Source organism: Cellulosimicrobium sp. ES-005, assembly GCF_040448685.1.
GTDB lineage: Bacteria > Actinomycetota > Actinomycetes > Actinomycetales > Cellulomonadaceae > Cellulosimicrobium > Cellulosimicrobium cellulans_G.
The window spans coordinates 2856134-2872469 of the sequence record NZ_CP159290.1; the positions used below are offsets into that span (position 1 = coordinate 2856134).

17 protein-coding genes and 1 tRNA gene are annotated in these 16336 nt (G+C 73.4%); 6 read left to right on the forward strand and 12 right to left on the reverse strand.

From position 1 onward, the window contains the following. Window positions 1-245 precede the first annotated feature (245 nt). Window positions 246-328, forward strand: a tRNA-Leu gene (locus ABRQ22_RS12535). A 545-nt stretch (window positions 329-873) separates the two neighbouring features. On the opposite strand, the gene ABRQ22_RS12540 is transcribed toward ABRQ22_RS12535, so the two are convergent. The 4 genes from ABRQ22_RS12540 to ABRQ22_RS12555 all read right to left on the reverse strand — a co-directional run bounded on the left by ABRQ22_RS12540 (window position 874) and on the right by ABRQ22_RS12555 (window position 4769). Then, entirely contained in the window at window positions 874-1836 is a 963-nt protein-coding gene (locus ABRQ22_RS12540; RefSeq protein WP_353706963.1) for a hypothetical protein, read from the reverse strand. Then, window positions 1833-2276 (reverse strand): helix-turn-helix transcriptional regulator, encoded by a 444-nt coding sequence (locus ABRQ22_RS12545; protein WP_353706964.1) that lies wholly within the window; start codon window positions 2274-2276, stop codon window positions 1833-1835. Before ABRQ22_RS12545 ends, ABRQ22_RS12540 begins: the two co-directional genes overlap by 4 nt. 125 nt (window positions 2277-2401) lie before the next feature. Next, window positions 2402-3214: a TIGR04255 family protein gene (locus tag ABRQ22_RS12550; protein WP_353706965.1), complete on the reverse strand. Its 813-nt coding sequence runs from the start codon at window positions 3212-3214 to the stop codon at window positions 2402-2404. Between the two features lie 271 nt (window positions 3215-3485). Then, complete coding sequence (locus tag ABRQ22_RS12555; RefSeq protein WP_353706966.1) at window positions 3486-4769, reverse strand: glycosyltransferase; 1284 nt, start codon at window positions 4767-4769, stop codon at window positions 3486-3488. A gap of 148 nt (window positions 4770-4917) precedes the next feature. On the opposite strand from ABRQ22_RS12555, the gene ABRQ22_RS12560 reads away from it, so the two are divergent. Together ABRQ22_RS12560 and ABRQ22_RS12565 are read left to right on the forward strand one after the other, a co-directional pair. Further along, window positions 4918-5292 (forward strand): helix-turn-helix transcriptional regulator, encoded by a 375-nt coding sequence (locus ABRQ22_RS12560; protein WP_353706967.1) that lies wholly within the window; start codon window positions 4918-4920, stop codon window positions 5290-5292. After that, window positions 5292-6671: a permease prefix domain 1-containing protein gene (locus ABRQ22_RS12565; protein WP_253051612.1), complete on the forward strand. Its 1380-nt coding sequence runs from the start codon at window positions 5292-5294 to the stop codon at window positions 6669-6671. Before ABRQ22_RS12560 ends, ABRQ22_RS12565 begins: the two co-directional genes overlap by 1 nt. 57 nt (window positions 6672-6728) lie before the next feature. On the opposite strand, the gene ABRQ22_RS12570 is transcribed toward ABRQ22_RS12565, so the two are convergent. Next, window positions 6729-6887, reverse strand: a complete 159-nt coding sequence (locus ABRQ22_RS12570) for a hypothetical protein (protein ID WP_353706968.1) — start codon at window positions 6885-6887, stop codon at window positions 6729-6731. Window positions 6888-7193: 306 nt separating this feature from the next. On the opposite strand from ABRQ22_RS12570, the gene ABRQ22_RS12575 reads away from it, so the two are divergent. Together ABRQ22_RS12575 and ABRQ22_RS12580 are read left to right on the forward strand one after the other, a co-directional pair. Then, window positions 7194-7418: a hypothetical protein gene (locus tag ABRQ22_RS12575; RefSeq protein WP_353706969.1), complete on the forward strand. Its 225-nt coding sequence runs from the start codon at window positions 7194-7196 to the stop codon at window positions 7416-7418. Window positions 7419-7449: 31 nt separating this feature from the next. After that, window positions 7450-8502: a squalene cyclase gene (locus ABRQ22_RS12580; protein ID WP_253051615.1), complete on the forward strand. Its 1053-nt coding sequence runs from the start codon at window positions 7450-7452 to the stop codon at window positions 8500-8502. On the opposite strand, the gene ABRQ22_RS12585 is transcribed toward ABRQ22_RS12580, so the two are convergent. The 4 genes from ABRQ22_RS12585 to ABRQ22_RS12600 form a co-directional block, all read right to left on the reverse strand. Then, window positions 8450-9502, reverse strand: coding sequence for an ABC transporter substrate-binding protein (locus tag ABRQ22_RS12585; RefSeq protein ID WP_353706970.1), 1053 nt, complete (start codon window positions 9500-9502; stop codon window positions 8450-8452). The two genes, ABRQ22_RS12580 and ABRQ22_RS12585, sit on opposite strands and share 53 nt — an antisense overlap. 96 nt (window positions 9503-9598) lie before the next feature. Then, the gene (locus tag ABRQ22_RS12590; RefSeq protein ID WP_253052482.1) at window positions 9599-10381 is read right to left on the reverse strand and encodes an ABC transporter ATP-binding protein; all 783 of its coding nucleotides are present in this window, start codon (window positions 10379-10381) and stop codon (window positions 9599-9601) included. A gap of 122 nt (window positions 10382-10503) precedes the next feature. Further along, window positions 10504-11577 carry an iron-enterobactin ABC transporter permease gene (fepG, locus tag ABRQ22_RS12595; protein WP_353709551.1) on the reverse strand — a complete coding sequence of 358 codons (1074 nt, stop codon included), beginning with the start codon at window positions 11575-11577 and terminating at the stop codon, window positions 10504-10506. A 38-nt stretch (window positions 11578-11615) separates the two neighbouring features. Then, window positions 11616-12710: an iron chelate uptake ABC transporter family permease subunit gene (locus tag ABRQ22_RS12600; RefSeq protein WP_353706971.1), complete on the reverse strand. Its 1095-nt coding sequence runs from the start codon at window positions 12708-12710 to the stop codon at window positions 11616-11618. A gap of 230 nt (window positions 12711-12940) precedes the next feature. On the opposite strand from ABRQ22_RS12600, the gene idi reads away from it, so the two are divergent. Then, on the forward strand, window positions 12941-13537 hold the full coding sequence (gene idi / locus ABRQ22_RS12605; RefSeq protein WP_353706972.1) for an isopentenyl-diphosphate Delta-isomerase: 597 nt from the start codon (window positions 12941-12943) through the stop codon (window positions 13535-13537). Window positions 13538-13563: 26 nt separating this feature from the next. Here idi and ABRQ22_RS12610 read toward each other — a convergent pair whose 3' ends face one another. Genes ABRQ22_RS12610 through ABRQ22_RS12620 form a run of 3 tightly spaced genes read right to left on the reverse strand, consistent with a single transcriptional unit; the run spans window position 13564 to window position 16147 of the window. Next, on the reverse strand, window positions 13564-14334 hold the full coding sequence (locus tag ABRQ22_RS12610) for a hypothetical protein (protein WP_353706973.1): 771 nt from the start codon (window positions 14332-14334) through the stop codon (window positions 13564-13566). Then, window positions 14331-15146, reverse strand: a complete 816-nt coding sequence (locus tag ABRQ22_RS12615; protein WP_353706974.1) for a hypothetical protein — start codon at window positions 15144-15146, stop codon at window positions 14331-14333. The genes ABRQ22_RS12610 and ABRQ22_RS12615 overlap by 4 nt, the downstream gene beginning before the upstream one ends. Further along, the gene (locus ABRQ22_RS12620) at window positions 15143-16147 is read right to left on the reverse strand and encodes a WXG100 family type VII secretion target (RefSeq protein ID WP_253051621.1); all 1005 of its coding nucleotides are present in this window, start codon (window positions 16145-16147) and stop codon (window positions 15143-15145) included. Before ABRQ22_RS12620 ends, ABRQ22_RS12615 begins: the two co-directional genes overlap by 4 nt. Between the last annotated feature and the right edge of the window lie 189 nt (window positions 16148-16336).

Consider the following 16336-nt stretch of genomic DNA (forward strand, 5'->3'; position numbering starts at 1 on the left):
GCCCCCTCGTGCATACCCGCGTCCCGGGCAGACTACCTAGATCGTATCGATCACGTCTGCGCCGGAGGCCCGATTCGTCGCACGATCTCCGGACGGATGTGGCGCGTTCGGGGCGGAGCGTGTGAACGTCGGGCGCCCGGCCGTCGGGGCTCTCGTCGGTGCGCGACGACCGGCACGTGGCGGCCGTCACGTCGGGCCGAGCGGTTCCAGGCGCCGTCGTGCGTCGTGCTAGTCTTCTGCGGCACGCGCGAGTGGCGGAATGGCAGACGCGCTGGCTTCAGGTGCCAGTGTCCGAAAGGGCGTGGGGGTTCAAGTCCCCCCTCGCGCACGTGAAGAGGTATCGGCTTCAGGGCCGGAACACCTTCGGAAAGTCCCGGTCAGGTTCTCTTGGCCGGGACTTTCTGCGTTCCGGAAGGTGCAGTCGGGCCCTGGGCGACGGCGCAGGCCCTGTACGGGGGCGTCGACACTGGTGAAGCCCGCTGTTGTGGGACGAGTGGGGCGTCCCCGGGGCGCGGCGGTGGGTGGCGCGGGCCGGGGTCGCGCAATGCCGATGGTCTTAGTTGTCGCCGGGTACCTGGTGCGCAGCGGTGGTCCTCGGCGATGTCGGCGCGCCGACCGAGTGGCTCGGCCCATGGGTCGGGTGGTCGTGACTGGAGGTCCACCGGAAGATTTCGACCGTGTTGAGCCGACCAATAGATCGTAAGCAGCAGCTCGGTGGAGTGCCGGTCGAGGACCTGGAGAAGAAACCCGCGGTTCAGGTTGTGTCCGTGAAACAGATCCTCGCGTTGAGCGTCTTTCGCGAGCGGTGATCGCGCTGGTACTAGCAGTCAACGGCACGTTGGGAATCCCGCACATTGCACGCCCATCTGGGCATCAGTTCGAAGTTCCGGTCGAGTCGGACAGAACCTCCAGGTCAAGGCTCTCCGTCCGCTGGTACTGCTGGTACGTCATCTCGGCATCCGACAACACCTCTACCCTGAAGGATGCGACTTCGGCGTCGAGAGACGGGGCCAGCAACTTCGACTCGACGGTCGCCCCGAAGATACTCCAGAGATGCGCAAGCGAGGTCGGGTCGCGATCGAGGTTGGCGAGAATGAGTTCGCAGGCGCGGTCGAGCGACAGGCTGCTCGCCGCGTCACCCGCACGGAGACCGGCAACGCGAGAGGGATCCCACCGCCAGCTCGGGTCCATGTCGTCCGGCGGGATCAAACGCTCCTCGACCACGACGATGTACAACGTCAGGTTCCGACCCGGGCTCGCCCACTGGTCCGCAGAGACTCGAAGGTCCTCCACTAGGTCGAGTACGCGGCCGAAGTTTCCCGACGAACCTGCCTTGTCCTGCGCTTGTCGCCGGAGCTTGCTGAAGGCCGGGTAAACCTCGTCCGGAAATGGGAAGCGGCTGAAGGCCCGGCCGACCCGCCACGCGACCGCCCGCGCCTCCGGCCCGCTTGTCTCCGTCACGTAACGAGCCACAAGCCGAGACCGGCCAAGGTCGGCCTTGAGGATCGAGACTGCCCGCTCCATGTCGGCGATGCACTTCGCCGCCTCGGTTCCATGTGACTCCAGGTAGAGATGCAGGGGCTTCTGTCCCTTCCGCGCGCCGGAGAGCGCGGCGTCGGTCGGATCGACGACGACCGGTGCAACAAGACACCGGGTCTTGCTCGGTTGGACGACATCGCAGGTCTGGCTGAGGATGGCAACGCCCGCAGGTGTGGGCACGCTCTCGAACCCACCGTCGGCGGCAGGCAGGCGCAACTCTGCCAGGTCGACGACATCACCTTGTCGGAGGTTCGAGCAGTCGTCCGCTACCACCTGCCCGTCGGTGGCATTAATCACAGCCCAATCCGCTCCTTTGCCGACACACCCGCGACCTGCAGTCGCACGGCCTCGCCCCTTGTCGCGATGAGTTGATGGAACAGGCTCGCGCCACTGCTCGAGTCGAGAAGCGCGTAGCGACGCTCCTCTGGAGTTGAGCCCGGCAACGCCTGGACGATGGCAAGAATCGCAGCAGCCCGCTCCTCGTGGTGCGGAGCCATCGCATTGCCGTTGATCCAGTTGTGCACAGATCGTCGCGAGACACCGAAAAGCCGTCCGACCTGATCGGTCGTGAGACCGACCAGCGCTCGAATCTCGGCGATGCGCTGGGACAGCGATGTTGCCACCCCGCTGGCCACTGAGCCATCCGTCTTCAGCACGCCCGAACTCGTCTGGCCCATCTGGACGGCGAACTCCGGGACGGACACAGGTGAGTAGTCCTCACGGACCGAGGTGGTCATCCACGGGTGCGCAGGCGGAGCGACTCCCACTGCCGACGAGGTTACGAGCGCGCAACCGAACGCGAGAGCGAACGGAACGCGAGTGCCGACGAGGCGGCGGTCAAGAGTTGCGCCTGAAGTAGACGTCACTCGGCATCACCGAACTCCCTGAGGAACCCCTCGGTCGAGACGTGCTTGAAGAAGTCGTATGCGAAGTCAGACAACCTTCCGGCGGTCGACAGCACGTTCGACGGGTCGAACGGAGCCACACGCTCCGACGACGCATCCAGGTCGAGGACCCACGAAGGGACCTGTGCCGGCGAAACGGCAGGATCGACGGTCTCGCCTGGAGGCACGATCCCCGAACGGACTTGCAGCGCAGCGTCGTCAACCACGTATCGGGCCTGGTTGGCGCTTGATGCGAGACGAACATCGTCTGACATGCCAACCAGGCCCGAGTACCCCAGGACTTCCGGCCGCACGTACTCCCCGAGGTTTTCGACGAGCCGCGAGTCCGTGACTTGGTTGACATACCGAACACCAACTCGCTCGACGAGTGGGACCTTGACCTGCGCCCGGACCGCTTCCAAGACAAGCTCGAGCCGCTCCAGGAACTCCGGGAACGACGTGTACGTCGTGCAGTACATAGTCACGAATCGACGGCTCAGGCTGATGTGCCACACGCCATCGATCGAGTGCCACTGGAAGATCTTGTCGCCGGGCTGCTGCGAGACGCCCTCGGGCGTGAGCGTGTAGGCCACCTCGTGCAGGTTCGAGATGACCGGATACTCCTCAAGCACCGAGCCGAACGCCTGCGCGGTCTCGCTCAGATCTCCCCTGAGATGCTGGAACTCGGGCCAGCGGATCTGGCACAGCACGAGGGCCAGAGGGGCGTTCTTCAGCCGGATCTTCTTCTCCGTGTCGCCAGTGAACGGTCGGAAACGCAGTCGATCTGCCATGCTTCACACCCTACTTCACACCCCTGACAGCTTCCTGTGAAGCAACCGGCGCACCGCCGACACGTGGCGTTGCCCACCAATATGGCGAGTTCCCGCAGGCACGAGCATTTCGGAAACCTCCCACGTGACGAGGCTCCGACTGGTGCAGTTGGAAGACCCTCGAGAAGTCCCGGTCAGGTTCTCCTGGCCGGGACTTCGTGCATCCCCGGACGGTGCGGTCCGGGCGTGGCCGGGGACGGTGTCGCGCCCTCGCGCCGCGGCGTCCGTCGGGTCAGCCTGACGGTCGTGGGTCGCCCTCGGGGCCGAGGTCCTCGAGCTCGGCGACGAGCGTGCTGTGCTCGGCGTCGCGCCGGACGGCGGCGCCGAGCGCGGCGGCCCGGCGCCGGTACGCGGGGTCGCCGAGGACCTGCCCGACGGCGCGCGCGACCCGCTCGGCGGAGGCGTTCCGCGAGAGCGTGACGCCCGCGCCCCGCAGCGTGACGCGCACGGCGTTGTCGCTCTGGTCGCGCCCGTGCGGCAGGACGACGACGGGGCAGCCCGCCGCGAACGCCTTGAGGAGCGTGCCGTGCCCGCCGTGCGTGACGACGAGCGCGGCGTCGCGCAGCACCTCGTGGTGGGGAGCGGCGGAGACCACGGAGACGTTCGCCGCGCCCGGCACCGCGTCGGGCGCGAGCCCCTGCCCGGTCGTGACGACGCCGCGCACGGGCAGCGTCGCGAGCGCGGCGACGATGCGCCGCAGGAGCGCCGCCTGGTCCTGGAACGTCGACGACAGCGCGACGAGGACGAGCGGGGCGTCGCCCGGCGGTGCGGCCCACGGGACGTCGTCGGCCCACGCCGGGTCGTCGAGCACGGGCCCCACGTACCGGGCGTTCGCCGGGAGCGGGCCGGGGAGGTCGAACGCCGGGCTCGTCATGACGAGCTGGCGGCGCGCGGCGCTCATCTGCTCCCACGAGCGCGCGAGCGGGTCGAGGCCCAGGTCGGCGCGCAGGGCGTTGAGCCGGTCGCGCGTGTACCGGTCGAACACGCGCGTCGAGAGACCGGTGATCGTGCGGTCCCGCAGCCGGCCGAGCGGCCCGCGCGCGGGCGTGAGCCCCGCACCGAACGGCGTGCGGCCGGGCGTGGGCAGGGCGTAGACGTTGGGGATCAGGACGTCGAACGGGATCCCGCGCGACTGCGCGGCGATCATCGCGCCGAACGCGAAGACGGACGTCACGACGAGGTCGGGACGCTCGTCGTCGACGGCCGCGAGCACGTCGCGCGCGTAGTCCGGCGCGGGCCCCGCGATGAGGTGGTCGCCCATGTCGCGCGCCTGCGCGAGCAGGCTGGGCGCCGCCCAGTCCTGGAGAGGGTCGTGCGCCGGGTCGCGGTCGGGGCGGTTCGGCGCGGTGCGCCACGGGGCGAGCGTCGCACCCGTCGCGCGGACCTCGGGAGCCATCGAGTCCTCGGCGAGCACGCGCACGCGGTACCCGCGCTCCACGAGCCGCCGCACGGCCCCCACCTCCGGCGGGACCGTCCCGCCGCCGTCGGTCAGGGCGAAGAGGTACGTGCGAGGCATGGCCCACCCCCCGGTCGCGGCCGGCGAGGGGCGTCCCGCTCGCGACGTGACGACCGCGTCGCAGGACCACGCTAGCCCCCAGGACCGCTCCGCGAACCCTAGATCTGCTAGGGTCTATATCCCTAGAAGAACTAGGCATAGGAGTGCCATGCGTATCGACAAGGACCTCGTGGCCGCGTCGGCCACCCCGCTCGTGCTCGGGATCCTCGCGGACGGCGAGTCGTACGGGTACGCGATCCTCAAGCGCGTCGACGAGCTCTCGGGCGGCCGCATGCAGTGGACCGACGGCATGCTGTACCCGCTGCTGCACCGGCTGGAGCGGCTCGGTCTCGTCGAGGCGTCGTGGGGCACGTCCGACGTCGGGCGGCGCCGCAAGCACTACGCGATCACCGCCGCGGGGCGCGAGGCGCTCGTCGAGCGCCAGGCGCAGTGGGACGTCGTCACGCACGCGCTCCACCAGGTCTGGCGCGCGGCGCAGGACGGGCTGCCGACCCCGCCGCGCGTCGCGGAGGGGTGGGCCTGATGGGCGCCACGACCGCTCCCGCGGGCGGGGCGAGCCCGGGCCCGCACGCCGCGCTCGAGGCCCAGATCGACCAGTGGCGCGGCTACGTCCGCCGCCGCGAGGCCATCTCCGGCGCGGACGTCGACGAGATGGAGGACCATCTGCGCGAGCGGGTCGAGGACCTCCGCGCGACCGGGCTCGACGACGACGAGGCGTTCCTCGTCGCGGTGAAGCGCATGGGCACGCTCGACGACCTCTCGCGCGAGTTCGCGCAGGAGCACTCCGAGCGGCTGTGGAAGCAGCTCGTCCTCGTCGGCGAGCAGCCGACCGGCCGCACGCGGTCGTGGCGCGAGCTCGCGGTGGTGCTCGCGCTCGCCGTCGCGGTGGGCGTCACGGTGAAGGTCGCGACCGTGCTCCTCCCGTGGGAGACGGTCGGCCTCAACGTCGGGCTCCTCGTGCTGCCGTTCCTCACGGCCTACCTCGCGTGGAAGCGGCAGGTCACGGCGCGCGTGGTCGGCGCGCTCGTCGTGCCGTTCGTCGCGCTGGGCCTCGTCCTCAACCTGTACCCGTTCCAGCCCACGGACTCGACGTTCGTCCTCGCGGCGCTCGCCGCGCCCGTGACGCTGTGGTCCGTCGTCGGGCTCGCGTACGTCGGCGGGCGGTGGCGCTCGGACGCACGACGCATGGACTTCGTGCGGTTCACGGGCGAGCTCGCCGTGTACTACACGCTCATCGCGCTCGGCGGCGGCGTCCTGCTCGGCCTGACGATCGGGGTCTTCTCGCTCGCCGGCGTCGACCTCGAGCCCTATCTCGACGCCTGGATCCTGACCCTGTGCGTCCCGGCGGCGCTCATCGTGGCCGCGTGGCTCGTCGAGGCCAAGCAGAACGTCGTCGAGAACATCGCGCCCGTGCTCACGCGCGTCTTCACGCCGCTGACGCTCGTCATGCTCCTCGCCGCGTTCGTCGTCCTCGCGACCGCGGGGAACCTCGCCGCCGTCGACCGCGAGCTGCTCATCCTCATGGACGCGATCCTCGTGCTCGTCCTGTGCCTGCTCCTCTACTCGGTCTCGGCGCGCGACCCGCTCGCGCCCGGGTCGTTCTTCGACGGCCTCCAGGTCGTCCTCGTCGTCGCGGCGCTCGCGGTCGACGCCGTCGCGCTCACGGCGATGCTCACGCGCATCGCCGAGTTCGGCGTCAGCCCCAACAAGGCCGCCGCGCTCGGGCTCAACCTGCTCCTGCTCGTGCACCTCGTGTGGTCCGCCGTCCTCGCGACGGCGTTCCTGCGCGGGCGGCGCCCGTTCGCCGACCTCGTCGCCTGGCAGACCCGGTTCCTGCCCGTGTACGCGGCGTGGGCCGCGATCGTGGCCGTCGTCTTCCCGCCCGTGTTCGGCTTCGTCTGACGACCCGCCGTGCCGGGCCCGCGGCGGGCCCGGCACGGCAGGGTGCCGGGCGGTCGTTCAGCGGACGGGCTGCGGCGCCGCGTCGGTCGCCGGGAGCGACGGCGCCTCGCCACCCGCCCGGAACATGCGCCGCACCAGCGGGCGCAGCGCGCGCGACCGCATGACGCCGGTGGTCGCGCGCAGCACCGCCGCCTCCAGCCGGCTCCCCGGCACCATGCGGGCGATGCCCCCGCCGGGGATCTTCTTCCCCGCCTCGACGAACGGGGCGACGTCGGCCGCGTAGCGCGGCGCCGCGCCGGCGGGGTCGTCCGGGGGTCGCCCCCAGCCGCGTGGCGAGGAGGTAGGCGCCGACCAGGGCGGTCGCGGTGCCCTGGCCCGTCATGGGCGAGCCGCACGACGCCGCGTCCCCCAGGAGCACCACCCGGCCGGCGACGGGGTCGGGGACGTCGAGAACGCCGCGTAGCCGCCGAGGGAGGTCACGAACTGCTCCTCCGGCCCGAACGCGAGCCGACGCGTCGCGGAGTGGACGCCGTCGGCCCCGACGACAAGGTGGAAGCGTGCGGCGTCGGGCGGGCGGCCCGGCCCGAGCTGAGCGAGGCCGACCTCGCGGCCGTCGCCCGGCTCGACTTCGTGCTCGTGCAGAGCCTCGGCATCCTCTGGCTCCTCGACCCGGACGCCGTCCCGAGCGGGGACGAGCTCGCGCGCGCCGTCGCCGTCGTCGCCGGACGGGCGGACGACGAGGGCTGACGCCGCGTGCGCCCGGGCGTAGCGTGGCGGGATGGCCGCTGCCACTCCCGGAGGGCCGCCCGAGGACGGGCTGGTCGACTGGTTGCTCGACGCCGACCCGGCGCTGCGGTGGCGGGTCGAGCGCGACGTCGTGCACGCGCCTCCCGAGGTCTGGGAGGCGACGCGGGCGCGCGTCGCGACCGAGGGCTTCGGCGCGCGCCTGCTCGCGCTGCAGGACCCCGACGGGCAGTGGGCGGGCGGCGCGTACTTCCCGGCGGACGCGGGAGCGGTGGACGCCGGCGGAGCGCCCGAGGAGGGCCAGCCCTGGACGGCGACGACGTGGTCGCTCGTCGCGCTGCGCGAGTGGGGGCTCGACCCTGGCGTGCTGCGCGCGCGCCGCACGCCCGAGCTGCTCGCGGCGCACAGCCGCTGGGAGTACGACGACCTGCCCTACTGGGGCGGCGAGGTCGACTGGTGCATCAACGGGTACACGCTCGCCGCGGGTGCGTGGCTCGGGGCCGACGTCTCGGAGCTGCTCGCCGCCGTCGTGGCGGGCCGGCTGCCCGACGGCGGGTGGAACTGCGACTGGGTCGAGGGCGCCACCGTCTCCTCGTTCCACTCGACCCTCAACGCGCTCAAGGGCCTGCTCGCGTACCAGGAGCTCGCGGGCGGCAGCGACGAGCTGCGGGCGGCGCGTCGCTCCGGCGAGGAGTACCTGCTGCGCCGCGGCCTGTTCCGCCGCCTGAGCACGGGCGAGCCCGTCGGGGACTGGGTGTTCCGTCTCGCGTACCCGTTCCGTTGGTACTACAGCGTGCTCAACGCGCTGGTCTACCTGCGCGAGGCGTCGCTGCTCGACGGGACGCCTCCCGACCCGCGCGCGGCGGACGCCGTCGAGCACGTCCGCCGCGCCCGGCGCCCGGACGGCACCTGGCTCCAGGGCCGGCGCCACCCGGGCCGGGTGTGGTTCGAGGTCGACGCCCCCGCGGGCGAGCCGTCGCGCTGGCTCACCTACCACGCGACCGTCGTCCTCGACTGGTGGGACGGCGCGGGCGTCAGGACGTCGGCGCGCCCGACACGACCTCGGCGCCGTCGAGCACCGCGATGAGCTCGTCGAACCACTCGACGTAGCTCGCGTAGGTGAACGGCCGCTTGTCGTCCCACCCGACGACCTGGCCCGCCTGCACCGCGGGCAGCCCCGCGTAGACGGGGTTGGCGGCCATCGCCTCGTCGGAGCCCGTGTAGCTCAGCACGAGGTCGGCCGGGTGGTCCGGCACGCGCTCCCAGCTCAGCTCGGCCCAGCCCTCCTGGTCCTGCGGCCCGCCGATCGTGAAGCCCAGCTCCTCGAGCAGCGCGAGCTGGCCGAGGTTCTTCTGGCCCACCCACAGCTGCTCCGCGCCGTTGAGCGGCAGGATCGTCAGCGGCTTCTCCGCCGCGATGCCGCGCAGCGTGTCGAGCCGCTCGTCGAACGCGGCCTTCGCCTCCGCGACCTCCGGCGAGTCGACGTCGCCGCCGAGCGCCTCCGCGAGCGACGCGTAGTCCTCGATCACCTCGACGACCGGCCGGCCCGAGAACCTCATGCCGACGAACGGAGCGACCGCCGTCGCCTCCTCGGTGACCGTGTCGTCCCACCAGGTCCAGGCCGTGCCGTCCTCGTTGCCGAACCCGATCACGAGGTCGGGCTCGAGCGCGAGCAGCTTCTCCAGGTTGAGCTCGGCGTCGGCCCCGACGACCTCCATCTCGTCGACCCGGGCGTTGCCGATCGACAGCGCGCCGGCGTCGGAGAAGCCGTAGCCGAACACCCCGGCGGGCCGCACGCCGTAGTCCCACAGCGCCGCGGCGGTGTAGCCGTCCACGACGAGGCTGTCCGGCGCCTCGTCGAGCGCGTACGTCGTGCCGTAGCCCGAGGACGTCCAGGACCACCCGTCCGCGGCCGCGGACGGGTCCGCGCCGTCGGTCCCGGGTTCGGTGCCGGCCGAGCACGCGGCGAGCGTGGCCGCGAGCCCGACGGCGAGCGCGCCCGCGGCGAGGGAGCGCACCGGGCGCCGGTGCCGGGTCGGGCGGGCTGCCGTGGGCAGGGTGGACGAGGGACGGGTGGTGCGGGTCATGCGTTGCTCCTCCGACGAGGCGGTGCGGGCGAGCGCAGGACGGTGGGGGGCCGGTCGGGCGGGTGGGTCGACCGGCGGGGAACGGGGGCCGCGCGGTCAGGCGCGGCGAGGACGACCCTCGGGCACGACGAGCGGGGTGCCCGTCACGGGGTCGGCGATGATGCGGCACGGCAGGCCGAACACGTCCTCGACCAGGTCGGCCGTCACGACGTCGGCCGGCGCGCCCTCGGCGACGACCGCGCCGTCCTTCATGGCGATGAGGTGCGTCGCGTAGCGGCACGCGTGGTTGAGGTCGTGCAGCACCGCGACGAGCGTGTGCCCGCGGTCGCGGTTGAGGTCGGCGCACAGCTCCAGCAGCTCGATCTGGTGCGCGATGTCGAGGAACGTCGTCGGCTCGTCGAGCAAGAGGAGGGGCGTCTCCTGCGCGAGGACCATGGCGACCCACACGCGCTGGCGCTGCCCGCCGGAGAGCTCGTCGACGAGACGGCCCGAGAGCTCGGTCGTCCCGGTCGCGGCGAGCGCGCCGACCACCGCGGCCTCGTCCTCGCGCGACCACTGGCGCAGGAGCTTCTGGTGCGGGTAGCGCCCGCGGGCGACGAGGTCGGCGACGGTGATGCCCTCGGGGGCGATCGACGTCTGCGGCAGGAGGCCGAGGCGTCGCGCGACCTCCTTGGCGGGGATCGAGGAGATCGAGCGGCCGTCGAGCACGACCTGCCCCCGCGACGGCTTGAGCAGGCGCGACAGCGCGCGCAGCAGCGTCGACTTGCCGCACGCGTTCGGCCCGACGATCACCGTGAACGACCCGTCGGGGATGCTCACGTCGAGGTCGGAGGAGATGACGCGGTCGTCGTAGCCGACCGTGATCCCGTCGGCGTGCAGGCGGTCCGCGGGCGGGACGCGGTCGGCGCGCGCGTCGGTCGGCGCGTCGGCGACGGCGCCGCTCGGGGCGGCCGCGAGGTTCGTGAGAGCCACCGGGGTCCTTCCGGTCTGCGGGTTCGTGGTCACTTGCGGGCCTCGCGGACGAGGAGCCAGACGAGGTAGGCGCCGCCGACGCTCACGGTGACGACGCCGACGGGGAGCTGGGTGGGCGCGAACGCGCGCTGGGCGACGAGGTCGCTCGCCGCGAGCAGCACGGCGCCCATGACGGCGGCGGGGAGGATCCGCACGCCCGCGGCGCCCGTGAGGCGGCGCGCGAGCTGCGGGGCGGCGAGGGCGACGAACGCGATGGGCCCGGCCGCCGCGGTCACGAGGGCCGTGAGCGCGACGCCGACGATCACGAGGGCGAGGCGCACCCGCTCGCTGCGCAGGCCGAGGGCCGCCGCGGCGTCGTCCCCGAGCTCGAGCAGCCCCATGCGCGGCGCGAGCCACAGGAGCGGGAGCGCGAGGAGCGCCGCGAGCACGCACGCGGGGACCGCCTGCGCCCAGGTCATGCCGTTGAGCGACCCGGCGCCCCACACGGCGGCCGCCATCGCGGTCTCGAGATCCGCCTTGACGATGAGCCACTGGTTGACGGACGCGAGCATCGCGGACACGGCGATCCCGACGATGATGAGCCGGAAGCCCTGCACGCCCCGCCGGTAGGCCAGGAGGTACACGACGCCCGCGGTGACGATGCCGCCGACGAGCGCGCCCGCCGCGACGCCGACGTACCCGCCGCCGAGCAGCATGATGACGACGAGCGCGCCCGTGTACGCGCCGGTGTTGAACCCGATGACGTCGGGGCTGCCCAGCGGGTTGCGCGTGAGCGACTGGAAGATCGCGCCGCTCGCGCCGAGCGCCGCGCCGAGCACGAGCGCCATGAGCGCGCGCGGCAGGCGCCACTCCACGACGACCATGTGCACCGGGCCGTCGGCGGCGCCCACGAGCGCCTGGAGCACCTGGGGCACGGTGAGCGGGTAGTCGCCGGTGGTCAGCGCGACGACGCCGATCGCGAGCGCGACGAGCAGCAGCACCCCGCACACGGCGAGCGTGCGCAGGTCGAGCCGCAGGCTCGCGCGGCCGCTGAGCCCCCGCACGACGCGCGTGGGGCGGCCGAAGTCGACGCGGTGCGCGCGGTCGGACGAGGGCCCGCCCACGCGCGGTCCCACGGGCGCGTCGTCCCGGACCGGGGCGCTCACAGCCCGCTCGCCTTCGAGCGGCGCACGAGCGCGATGAGGACCGGCGCACCGACGAACGCCGTGACGATCCCGACCTGCAGCTCGCCGGGCATGACGACGACCCGGCCGACGACGTCGGACACGAGCAGCAGGACGGGCGCGAGCACGGCCGAGTACGGCAGGATCCAGCGCTGGTCGGGACCGACCGTCCAGCGCGCGACGTGCGGCACCATGAGCCCGACGAACGCGATCGGCCCGGCCGCCGCCGTCGCGGCGCCGCACAGCAGCATCACCGCGACGCCGACGAGGACGCGCGTGCGCCCCACGTGCGCGCCGAGCGAGCTCGCGAGGTCGTCGCCGAGCGCGATCGTGTTGAGCGGGCGCGCGACGACGAGCGCGATGACGAGCCCGACCACGACGAACGGCGCGATCGTGCCGGCCATCTCCATCGTGCGGCCGGCCAGCGAGCCGGCGCCCCAGAAGCGCATGCGGTCGAACGCCGCGGGGTCGAGCAGCGTGATGCCCTGCGAGACGCCGCCCAGGACGGCCCCGAGCGCGACGCCCGCGAGGGTGAGGCGCACGGGCGTCGCTCCCCCGCGCCCCTGGGAGCCGATCGCGTAGACGGCGATCGTCGCGACGACCGCCCCGGCGAACGCGAACCAGATGAAGGACTGGATGTCCGTGAACCCGAGGAACGCGACCGCGAGCACGACGGCGAACGCCGCCCCGGCGTTGACGCCGAGGATGCCCGGGTCGGCGAGCGGGTTGCGCGTCATGGCCTGGATGAGCCCGCCCGCGACCCCGAGCGCGGTGCCGACCAGCAGGCCGACGATCGTGCGGGGCAGCCGCAGGTCGCGGATGATCACGTGGTCGCCCGAGCCGTCGTACCCGGTGAGCGCGTCCCAGACGGTGCCGAGCGGGACCGGCTTGGAGCCGACGACGAGGCTGAGCACGATCGCGACCGCGAGGACCACGACGGCGACGAGGAGCCCGAGGGTGCGGCCCGCGTTGGTGCGGGCGACCCCGGCCGGGCGGTCGTCACGGCCCGTCGCGGGCCGGACGGGCCCGTCGGGGACGCCGATCGGCGCGTCGGCGGTCGCGGGCGAGGTCATGGTGCTCGGATCTGCTCGGGGGCGCGTGCCCGGTCGGTGGTGGCCTAGTGAGGTTACCCTCACCTTAATTCACGCCAGGGTGGGCCCGGCAAGACGGTGGGGCGCGACGTCGGGGTGACTCCCCTCACGGCCGAGCCTCGCCCGCCGTCCTCCCCGGGGCCTCGCCGCGGCGTCCTGCAGACTCCTGACAGGTTTCCCCGTGCAGGTCCGGCGTGTGCGAGAGTGGCCGCATGACCTCGCACGTCCCCGTCGCCGCCGACCACGTCGTCACCGTCGACGACCAGGGTCGCCGAACCGGCACCTTCGAGCGCGCCGCGGTCCACACGACCGAGACGCCCCTCCACCTCGCCTTCTCCTGCTACGTGCTCGACGACGCGGGCCGCCTCCTGCTCACGCGGCGCGCGCTCGGGAAGCGCACGTGGCCGGGCGTGTGGACCAACTCCTTCTGCGGGCACCCGCGCTGGACCGAGACCACCGAGGAGTCGATCGTCCGCCACGGGCGGCACGAGCTCGGGCTGGAGATCGCGGGCCTCGAGGTCGCGGTGCCGGGCTTCCGCTACCGCGCGGTCGACGCGTCCGGCGTCGTGGAGAACGAGATCTGCCCGGTCTACGCGGCGCGCGCGGCGGGCACGGTCGAGCCGAACCCTGACGAGGTCATGGAGACCGCCTGGGCGGACCCGCGCGACGTCGCGCGCGCGGTCGCCGCGACCCCGTGGGCCTTCAGCCCGTGGATGGTGCTCCAGGTCGCCGCTCTCGGCGCCGCGAGCACCGAGGGCGACGGCCCGACGGCGCTCCTCGCCGCGGCGTTCGGGCCCACCTCGGCCTGACGCCCGGTCGACCGTCCGCGAGACGCTCAGCGCGGCGTCTGCGGGTGTCGCGCCCGGGCGCTGCGCAGCCGCTCCGGGACCGCGAGCCGGTCCGCTCCCTGGGGCGATACCTGTACCGGCTGCGCGGGCAGCGCGAGCGCCTCGACGTGCTCGGCGCCCGGCACCCCGGCCGCGCGCGCGGCGTCGCCCAGCGCGCGGACGACCTGCTCCTGGCGACGCGGGTCGCGGGCCGAGAAGACCCAGAGGTCGACGGCCGTCGCGGTCGCGAGGTCGACGTGCAGCCCCCGTGCGCGCGCCTGTCGGAGCTGGCTCGGCGCGACCCCCACGAAGGTCACGGCGCGGCGCGACCAGAGCACGGTGCGCGACGCCGTCGACACGCCGCGGTCGGTGAGCAGCAGGCCGAGGGTGCGCGGGCTCGCGACGGCGGCGCGCACGGTCCGGACGTCGAGGGCCGCGAAGGGCACCGCGACCGGACGCAGGAACGGGGCGAACGAGCCGACGAGGATCCCGTGGTCGAGCACGACCAGCTTCTCGGACCCGAGGAACCAGAGGATCACGGCGGCGATCGCCGCGAACGACGGCAGGAGGTAGCCGATCGCGGCGGGCCCGGCGTTCCCCACGAGCGCCGGCCCGACGGAGAACACGAGCACCACGACCACCGTCACCGCCCACGCCGGGGCGTTCGGCGTCGCCGCCGACACGTGCCGGACCGTGCCGAGGCCCGACCGCGCCGCGTGGTGCCGGACCTTGCGCGTCGCGCGCGCGCCGGTCGCGGGCGCCGCCGTCGGCCCGCTCATCGACCGAGCAGCTCGAGCGGGAGCCGGCGGACCGTGGCCGCCCCGACCTCGGAGAGGGTGAGCGAGGTCGGCGCGCCGTCGGCCCCGTGCTCGCCGCCCCGGACCGTGTACACGCCGTCGGGCGTCGCGTAGACGCTCACCTGCTCCAGGACGTCGGAACCCGCGCGCACGGCGCCGAGCGTCGTCACGGCCAGCGCGTCCGCGAGCTCCGGCAGGCTCGGCGCCCGGGCGGCGAACTCGTCGGGCGTGAACGTCTGGGAGCGCCCGTCGAGCAGGGCCTTCGAGCCCGGGTCGACGAAGACCGCGAGCCGGCCCGCGAGCTCGGACAGCGGGTAGACGCTGAACGCGTGGTGGCCGCTCGGGGCGACCTCCTCCTCCAGCACGCGGTCGTCCTCGTGGAGGTAGACGTACACCCAGTGCCGGCCGATCGACGTCGTGCGCTCGACGGACAGGATCGCGTGCGCCGTGCGGCGCAGGACGAGCGGACCCGTGATCTCCGGGCCGGCCTCGATGCCGACGGCCCGACGGCCGTCCACGGGCTCGGCCGCGGCCGCGTCCTCGCTCGGCACGACCATGCCGCGCGCGAGGAGCGAGCGGAGCGCGACGCGGCCCACGAGCGTGCGGTCCGCGCCCTCCTGCGCGTCGAGCCACGGGACCGCCACGAGCTGGGGGTTCTGGAGGCCGTCGAGGATGACGATCTCCTCGTCCGTGAGCGTCACGACGTGCGTGACCTCGCCCGGGGTCGCTCGCTCCAGCGCGCGCTCGGCCGCGGCGACGTCCGACGCGGACCACCGCATGGTCTGCTGGGTCACGAGAAGAGCCCTCCGACGAAGTCACCGGCGGCGGAGAGACCGTCGCCGATCGCGTCCCCGACGTCGGACGCGACGTCCCCGATCGTATCGACCGCGTCGCCCGCGAAGTCGGTCACGGTGTTCCACCCGTCCGCGAGGTACGGGCCGGGGTTGGTCGCGAACCCGGAGATCGCGTCCCAGTTGTCGACGACGAGGTTCCCCAGCGCCCAGGCGCCCGCGACGACGCCCGCGCCTACTACGATCCCGATGCCCACCGGGTTGGTGAGCATGCCCGCCATCATGAGCATCGTCCCCGCGCCGCCCACGACCGACAGGCCGCCCATGACGCGGTCGACGCCGCCCCGGACGCCGTCGTACTCGGTGTTGAACATCTGGTTGAAGCCGCCGATGACGCCGAACAGGCCGCCGACGCCGCCCGCGAGCCGGCCTGCGGTCCCGAGGCCGCCGAGGAGCCCCATCGCGTCGTCGAGGACCATGCCGCGCGCGAAGACCGACGCGCTCGCGGCGGCGTCGGACAGGTCGGCGAGGCGGCTGGCCTGCAGGAACGCGGTGAGGGACTGGCCGACCTTCCATGCCTTCAGCCCGTCGAGGACGAACATCGTCGACTCCCCGAGGGTCTCCCCGACGTCCCAGATCGACCCGGCGAGCGTGGTCCCGCCACCGAGCGGCCCGCCGCCGGGGCCCGTGGGCACGCCCGGGCCGGGCACGCCGGGGGACGGGATGGCGCCGCCCTCGGTGCTCGTCAGGTACTGCTCGTCGGCGTTGCGCAGCACCGCCTGCGACGCCTCGGCGAGCGTCTGGCTCACCCCGCGCAGGAGCGCCACCGAGGACCCGGTCCACTCGCCCCGGAACTGGTCGGCGTCGCCGCCCTGCCACCGGCCGGCGGCCTCCACGAGTCCGCTGACCTCGGACGTCGTGCTCACGAGCTGGTCGGAGGCGGAGCGCAGCGACTGCGCGAGCCTCCTCAGCTCGGTGACGTCGGCGCCCCACATCCCGCTCACGTCGTCTGGTCCCCTCGCTGGTCGATCGGTGTCCTCGCCGCGCGCCGCCTGTCACGGAACGCGCGAAACGGGCATCGCGGAGGTTACCGCGCGCACCTGCCCCGCGGCGACGGGGAGGGCTCCCCGTCGGCGCGCGACGGGCCCGGCGCGCATGTTCGGCGACGGCACCCGCACGGGTGACAATCGACG